At 42.5% G+C, this 7,890-nt stretch carries 5 protein-coding genes, 4 tRNA genes and 1 pseudogene; 2 read left to right on the plus strand and 8 right to left on the minus strand.

Features of this window, described 5'->3' with window-relative positions; translation table 11 throughout:
- Window positions 1-291: 291 nt before the first annotated feature.
- Complete coding sequence (wrbA, locus tag FTT87_RS15255) at window positions 292-888, minus strand: NAD(P)H:quinone oxidoreductase (RefSeq protein ID WP_180082186.1); 597 nt, start codon at window positions 886-888, stop codon at window positions 292-294.
- Between the two features lie 114 nt (window positions 889-1,002).
- Here wrbA and FTT87_RS15260 point away from each other — a divergent pair, with 114 nt between their 5' ends.
- Entirely contained in the window at window positions 1,003-2,250 is a 1,248-nt protein-coding gene (locus tag FTT87_RS15260; protein WP_180042081.1) for a YihY family inner membrane protein, read from the plus strand.
- Between the two features lie 467 nt (window positions 2,251-2,717).
- Here FTT87_RS15260 and FTT87_RS15265 read toward each other — a convergent pair whose 3' ends face one another.
- The 6 genes from FTT87_RS15265 to FTT87_RS15290 form a co-directional block, all read right to left on the minus strand.
- Complete coding sequence (locus FTT87_RS15265) at window positions 2,718-3,356, minus strand: fumarylacetoacetate hydrolase family protein (RefSeq protein WP_180080446.1); 639 nt, start codon at window positions 3,354-3,356, stop codon at window positions 2,718-2,720.
- A gap of 38 nt (window positions 3,357-3,394) precedes the next feature.
- Window positions 3,395-3,892, minus strand: a complete 498-nt coding sequence (locus FTT87_RS15270; protein ID WP_180080449.1) for a YcxB family protein — start codon at window positions 3,890-3,892, stop codon at window positions 3,395-3,397.
- A gap of 389 nt (window positions 3,893-4,281) precedes the next feature.
- Window positions 4,282-4,358, minus strand: a tRNA-Arg gene (locus FTT87_RS15275).
- 359 nt (window positions 4,359-4,717) lie between these two features.
- A tRNA-Arg gene (locus tag FTT87_RS15280) sits at window positions 4,718-4,794 on the minus strand.
- A 57-nt stretch (window positions 4,795-4,851) separates the two neighbouring features.
- Window positions 4,852-4,928, minus strand: a tRNA-Arg gene (locus FTT87_RS15285).
- A 15-nt stretch (window positions 4,929-4,943) separates the two neighbouring features.
- Window positions 4,944-5,035, minus strand: a tRNA-Ser gene (locus FTT87_RS15290).
- 264 nt (window positions 5,036-5,299) lie between these two features.
- On the opposite strand from FTT87_RS15290, the gene rnr reads away from it, so the two are divergent.
- Window positions 5,300-7,720 (plus strand): ribonuclease R, encoded by a 2,421-nt coding sequence (rnr, locus tag FTT87_RS15295; RefSeq protein WP_180175068.1) that lies wholly within the window; start codon window positions 5,300-5,302, stop codon window positions 7,718-7,720.
- 50 nt (window positions 7,721-7,770) lie between these two features.
- On the opposite strand, the pseudogene FTT87_RS15300 reads toward rnr, so the two are convergent.
- Window positions 7,771-7,890 (minus strand): annotated as a pseudogene (locus FTT87_RS15300) (IS5/IS1182 family transposase); the annotation flags it as partial.

Consider the following 7,890-nt stretch of genomic DNA (forward strand, 5'->3'; position numbering starts at 1 on the left):
TTTCGGTAAAAACTGGTCGAGGTACGCCAACCAAGCGTTTAAATTCAGAATCTGAAAAACGGTTTAAGTTCTGATATCTCATGAAACTTAGATTGAGGTGGTTTTGACTTTCGCAAGAGGTCTAATGTGTTTCTGGATTATAAATGTTTGCAATGCAATCATAGATTTAAACAACCTGAATAAGCACTTAAACTTTAAATTGCAATAAAAAGACCCTTCATTTTTAGAAGGGTTTTTTATAGATACATACCTTACAAATAGAGTGAGTGAAACTCAAGTTCTTAATAAAAATCAGTTTGCCTGCAATTTTTTAACCACTTCGCCCAAGCGTTTACCCTGCTCTTCACACAAGACTTTTTCATCCTGGCTTAAACCCAAATCATGGCGCGGACCACTCACATGACTGGCACCATAGGGTGTTCCACCAGACTTGGTGTTGGATAATGCCGGGTTGGCATTCGGCAGGCCCATAATCATCATGCCATGATGAAACAGAGGTGGAAGCATAGTCAGCAATGTGCTTTCCTGTCCGCCGTGCATCGAACCAGAAGATGTAAAGACACAGGCCGGTTTTTGATGCAAAGCACCATTCAACCACAGACTGGTGGTCTGATCCCAGAAATACTTCATCTCGGAGGCCATATTGCCAAAGCGTGTCGGTGAACCCAAAGCCAGACCTGAACAATTGGCCAAATCATCCAGGGTACAATAAATATCCCCTTCCTCCGGAATACTCGGCTCAGCCTGTTTCACCACAGTGGATAGGTTGGGTACCGTACGAATTTTTACCGCCATACCTGCAGATTCAACACCATTGGCAATTAAATGTGCCATTTCTTTGGTTGAGCCATATTTGCTGTAATATAAAACCAGGACATAAGACTGCATAATTTTTATAAACGAAGCTAAAAGAGAAAACTATACGGTATTTTTCCCATTTTTTGGTTAAGCTTGGTATTGAAAATTCATAAAGATGACTAAAAAAATTGAGACTTCATCACGATGCTAAAAAAGTATTTAAAAAAACTTCCTTTTTATAATGAGACCTGGTTTCAGTTTGTTTTATTTGTCGTAAGACGTTTTGAAGCCGATCGTTGCCGTGATCAAGCGGCATCTTTGACTTATACCACGCTGTTTGCAGTGGTCCCCATGCTGACAGTTTTTCTGGTAATCATTTCTTCGATTAAAGCCCTGGAACCTGCAAGGCAGCAATTACAACAACTGATTTACAGTCATTTTTTACCCCGAACCACCATCGCCTTTGACAAAGCCTTTACTGCCTTTACCGATAAATCCAGCAACCTGACAGTGATTGGTATTTTATTTCTGTTCGTGACCACAGTCATGATGCTTTCCAGTATCGAGACCGTATTTAACCGGATTTGGCGAGTAAAAGAAACGCGAGGCGGGATTATCGGCTTTATGCGTTACTGGACCATTATTTCACTCGGCCCTATTCTGCTAGGCAGTGCTTTTGCGATTTCATCCACTGTAGCCTCATTAAATGTACTGAGTAATAATTTTGCCGGTTATGAGGTCGACGGTGAATTTATCTTGTGGGGCATTTCCTTTGTCCTGACCATTTTGGGCTTCTTTATTTTAAACTGGACCATTCCCAATCGCAGTGTTCCGATTAAAGCTGCCTTGATTGCCGGTACATTCAGCGCTGTAGTCTTTGAATTGCTGAAAAATTTGTTTGGCATCATCATGTCAAATTTCACCAGTTATGAAATTGTCTATGGCGCTTTTGCTGCCATTCCGATTTTCCTGTTATGGATTTTCCTGTCCTGGAACATTGTTTTGCTGGGGGTCGAAATCAGTTATGCCCTCACTGCGTTTAATTCAGGCAAAGAACCCAAACGCCATCCCGTGATTATGCTGCTAGATTTGATGGAGCTATTTTATAAAAAACAGCAAAGTGGTGAAAGCGTTTCTGATGAAGAAGCACTGGAAGTCTTGGGCCGTGATGAAATCGGACGCTGGCCGACGTATGTAGTGATGCTGGAAAAACAAAATCTGGTAAAACGTACCGATAATGATGAATACATTCTCGCGCGCAATCTGGCTCAGGTCGATTTTTGGAGTTTTTATAAACAGTTGCCCTACCCGCTTCCGCGTAGCAAAGATGTCGCCAATATTCGTCCGGATGATGAATGGATACAAAGACTTGGTCCAGCTCTGGTTGAATCTGATGATTATCTGGCTGCAAAACTTTCCATTCCGCTGTCGGCTATTTTTGAAAAGAAATAGCGTTAACTGACCTTGACGATGCCATAAAAAAGCCTTCACATATGAAGGCTTTTTTAATGACTACGTAGATGTATTAGCAGACAAAAATATCTGATCCAACCATGCAAACTGACCGCTATGTAAAAATCTAGAACTAAAAAAAGGCTGTATCAAACACACTGCTGTCCCATAATTTGAATTTTATTTCAGTATGAAATCAATATGATGATATTTTAAATTTAAGTATTTGATATATAATTATATTTAATTTTTCACAGCCTTATCTTTACTTTAAAAGTTGAAGTGACTTTGTGTAGGCTAAACCCTACTTTTGACAGACCAAAAGTAGGCAAAAGTTTTTATTCCCCATCACGACTTCCTGTCGTGATGGGGAATGTGTGGCATCCTTGCCACACACAAATCTAACACTGAGATTCAACTATGGGACAGCAGTGGTATCAAACAGCCTTTTTACTCAGCTTTTTCACTTATTGAACAAAGGTTTTCCAGACAAAATCCTGGCTTTGACCCTGCAATGTCATTTTCAGTTGATCGCCTGATTGCAATGCTGCCACCCCGGCGGGCGTACCGGTCATCACTACATCACCCGGCTCTAAAGTAAACACCTGACTGATATCAGCCAGCAAGGTTGGAATATCAAAAATCAGCAAAGACGTATCGCCTTTTTGACGCAGCTCATCATTCACCTGAAAAGTATAATGGACATCTTTCCAGTCCTTGACTTCAGCCACGTCCACCCAATCTGCCAAGATACATGAACCGTCAAAGGCTTTGGCACGTTCCCAAGGCTGACCTTTCTTTTTCAAGTCATCCTGTAAATCACGTAGCGTTAAATCCAGACCTAAAGTCACAGCACCCACAGCTTGCAAGGCTTTGGCAGGATCGGTTTCTGCTTTTAAAGTCTGGTCAATCCGCAGGCTGAGTTCACATTCATAGTGGCAATTGCCCCATGCTGGATTCCAGCTAATGCCTTGTTCCAAACTCACCAAACTGCTGGACGGCTTGATAAATAAAACCGGACGATCAGGAATGGCATTGCCTAATTCTTTGGCATGATCTGCATAGCTACGACCGACACAGACAATTTTAGATGGACGTGTACTCATGATCTTCCCTTTTATTGCACTTTTACTTTATTTCAAGCTTACTTTTTAAATGTGTTTTCAAATACGGTTTGATCGGCCGGTTGCTCGAAGGCACGTTTCGGTACAATCACCACAGTACGATTTTTCAATTCAATCATATAGGTCAGCTTGCCCACAGCAAAGTTTTGCACTTCACTATAGTTAAAAATCTGTTTACGACCATTGGCATAAATTTCGGCATGATCCTGAAACAACTCGATGCCTTGCTCACTTTTACCAAACTGGTATTTTACAAATTGACGCTTAAACATCATCGGTAAAAACCAGTAACGCATAATCAGCTGCAAAATTAAAAAGAAAGCACCGAGCGCAACATAATAGCGACCGACGCCATTAAAGCCGAGATAAAATCCCCAGATAATAATCCCGATACTGACCAATGGGGTAATAAAACGGGTAATCTGCTTTTTACCAAAAGTCGCCAGGGCAAAACCGTCTTGCGATTCTTCCAGACTTAAGGAATAACGTACCGATACAGCAGGCTTGGTCTCTGACATAATTCATCATCAAATTATTCGAACAATTGTGCTAGATAGTACACCAGATTCCGTCATTTCCTTATTGTTTTTGCCCACCTAAATTACATCAGGCAGCAATGCAGAATATAAAGTTTTAGCCGGATTGGGAGTGATCAATCTTCTATTCGATTTTAAGCTGCGTTCCGATTATCTTAACAGTCTGGGAAATCTGTTTGATGCTGCCAGTAGAGAGCAACGCGAAATGTGCCTTATCACGACATGTTAGAACAATAGATGGCAATACCGTAATGGTATTAAAGATTAAACAGCAGATGAAATAATTTTTTAATACATTTAATTTATTCTAGGCGCAAAAAACCGCAATTAAGCGGTTTCTTTCAATTTCACACCTGTTGATGTGATCAAGTTGGTGCGCTCAGAGAGATTCGAACTCCCGACCCCTTAGTTCGTAGCCAAGTGCTCTATCCAGCTGAGCTATGAGCGCGACGTCTTGATGTGGTGCATTATACGCGTTTTTAACATTCTGTTAAGTGCTTTTTCACAAATCTGCAATCAAATGAACAGTTATTGGGCAAAATTAGATTTTTCATCTATTTTTTAAACAAAATTTGTTTTTTGATGATTGCACAGATTGATTTGAGATAAAGATAATAAATTTCACCGATGCATTTTTACTCCAGGTTTCGTTCAGATATCTGAAGTAAATATTGAAGATAAGATGCTTTTCAAAAACTTCCCAACTCATGGAAAAATTGACAAGATTGAGTTACACCAAATTTCAGACACAAAAAAACCGCAATTAAGCGGTTTCTTCCAGTTTTACATCTGTCGATGTGTTCAAGTTGGTGCGCTCAGAGAGATTCGAACTCCCGACCCCTTAGTTCGTAGCCAAGTGCTCTATCCAGCTGAGCTATGAGCGCGTACCTGAGTTGCTTTTCAGCATTCGTTACTATAAAAATTACCACATTTAACTTGATTGGTGCGCTCAGAGAGATTCGAACTCCCGACCCCTTAGTTCGTAGCCAAGTGCTCTATCCAGCTGAGCTATGAGCGCATTTCAAGTTATTCGTGGCGGTGAGAGAGGGATTCGAACCCTCGGTGGGCTTTAAGACCCACGCTCCCTTAGCAGGGGAGTACCTTCAGCCACTCGGCCACCTCACCGTAACGAGCCGCCATAATACAAATTAAACTTCATTTCTTCAAGTCAGATTTGAAAAAATTCTGATATTTTTAATCAATCATCTATTTTTTAAACAATTTCCGACTTTGCTCTACCCTTTTCTGTCTGTTTTATGGCTGGTGACCGTGAAATATTCAACTTCACCCTAAAATTTGAACTGAAAAACACAATATTGCAATCATTTACGTGCAGTCTGTTGCAGCATGACTTATGCTAATCCTATCTTCTGACATGAAGCCAAAGACATTATGAAAAATTGGGTCGATCCTGAAGCTAAAGCTGAAGCTGAACGCTATGAAAATCCTATTCCTAGCCGTATTCTGATTTCTGAAACGATTGAAAAATTACAAGCACCACAATCTCATGCAGATTTAGTAGAACATTTTGAAATTGCAGATCAAAAAAGTATTGATGCACTCAGTCATCGCCTGATCGCCATGGTTCGGGATGGCCAGTTGATGAAAGATGGCTATAAGTTTCAGCTTGCCGCCAGCCAGCCGACGCATGAAGCCACGGTCTATATCAATTCCAAAGGTCTGGGTAGTGCCTCGATTGCCGATCATGAAGACCTTTTACTGCCTGAACGCGAGCTGCGTCTGGTCTTTAATGGCGACCGCGTCAAGGTTCGTCAAACCTCAGTCGACCGCAAAGGCAAGCCTTGGGGCTTTATTACCGAAGTGGTGCAACATCGGGTAAAACAGATTATTGGTAAAGTGGCTGTTCACGATGGCGAATACTTTATTCAGCCGGCCAATCCGAATGCCCATCAACCGATTACTCTGGAAAAAGAACTGATTGAACATGCCCAGGTCAAAGTAGGTGATTCGGTTCGTGTGGCGATTGATGACTATCCGACCCGTGAAGAACTGGCGACTGGTCATATCGTGCAATCCATGGCAGACAAGGCCGATACCGAAATCATTATTCCACAAACCATATTAGAATTTGGTTTGCCTTATGAATTCCCGGAAGAAGTGCTTCGCGATGCCGAACACTTTAAGGAACCTTCTGCACAAGACCGTGAAGGTCGGATCGATTTACGTGATTTAGCGCTGGTGACGATTGACGGCGAAGACGCCCGCGACTTTGACGATGCCGTATATGCCGAAAAACGTCCTGGTGGCGGTTACCGCGTGGTCGTGGCCATTGCGGATGTCAGTCATTATGTGCGTAATGACCAGCCTTTGGATGAAGAAGCCAAAGAACGTGGCACTTCAGTCTATTTCCCGCATTTTGTGCTGCCGATGTTGCCGGAAGCCCTCTCCAATGGTCTGTGCTCGCTGAATCCGCATGTCGATCGTCTCTGTATGGTCTGTGATCTAAAACTGTCACGTGCAGGTCGCGTCACTGGTTTTGAATTCTATCCATCAGTCATGCATTCCAAAGCGCGTCTCACCTATACTCAGGTGGCACAGTATTTTGATGGCGACAGCAAAGCCGTTCCTGAAGATCGTGATGTACGCAAATCGCTGAATACCTTGTTCCAGCTGTATCAGATCCTGAAAGGTTTACGTACAGAGCGTCATGCCATGGAATTCGAAACAGTCGAAACCTACATGACCTTTGATGAGTTAGGTGGCATTAATGAAATTCTGCCGCGTTCACGCAATGAAGCGCATAAACTGATTGAAGAATGTATGTTATTGGCAAACGTCGCAGCCGCAGAATATGCTCTGGAAAATGACATTCCGATGTTATACCGTGTACATGAGCCACCTGAATTCTCACGTATTCAGAAAGTACGTGAATATGTGAAATTGCTTGGCCTGCCTTTCCCGGAACAACCAACGCAAAAAGATTATCAGGCGGTGATTGAAGCCACTAAAGACCGTATTGATGCACCAAGCATTCATGCGGTGCTGTTACGCTCGATGATGCAGGCCTATTACGGCGCAAGTAATGCTGGGCATTTTGGTTTGGCCTATGAGGCCTATACACACTTTACCTCCCCGATTCGCCGTTATCCGGATCTGTTATTGCACCGTGCCATCAAGGCACATTTAAAACAAAAGCCGTTCCTGCTTTCCGGTGCAGCTTTGGATGATGCCGGAGAACATTTCTCGCAAACTGAACGCCGTGCCGATGAAGCTTCCCGTTCCGTCACCACCTGGTTGAAATGTCATTATATGAAGCAGCATTTAGGTGAAGAATTTGTCGGTGTGATCAGTGCCGTAGCTGAATTTGGCCTGTTTGTAACCTTAAAAGATCTCTATGTCGATGGTATGATCCACGTCAGCCAACTGGGCGATGACTATTTTGTCTATGACCAGCCAAGCCAAAGCTTAATCGGTCAGGCACGTGGTCAAACCTTTAGTCTGGGCGATGAAGTCAAAATTAAGGTGGCTGCGGTAAATCTGGACGATCGCAAAATTGACTTTGAACTGTTGCAACAAATAACCCATGCCGGCCGTGCTATTCGTAGCCGCGCGCCACGTGTGGCCAAGACAACAACAGAAGAAGTATTTAGCCCACGTGCGAAAGCCGTGGTCAGTGAAGATGGTGAACAACCGATTCGCAAGAAAAAGCCTAAAACCAAATCTGCTGCACCAGCTAAAAAGTCAGATAAAAAATCTTCAGCCAAATCGGATGCAAAAGCCAAAGACAAGCTGAAGAAAAAATCCAAACCGAAAAAGAAAAAGTCGAATGCGAAAGCTAAGATAGAGTAAATTCAAAATAGTCTAAAAAGAGAGCTTCGGCTCTCTTTTTTACTTAGAACCTATCCAGAATATTTTCTATGCAAAAGTAGCCTTAAAAAGGCTAAATTAATGAACTGAAGGCTCGTATTTAGGTGCTTTTCACAGTTTTTCCAGAGCCTTCTGCATTTTTCTAACCAAGC

This window comes from Acinetobacter sp. YH01022, assembly GCF_013420235.1.
In the GTDB taxonomy this organism is placed as follows: domain Bacteria; phylum Pseudomonadota; class Gammaproteobacteria; order Pseudomonadales; family Moraxellaceae; genus Acinetobacter.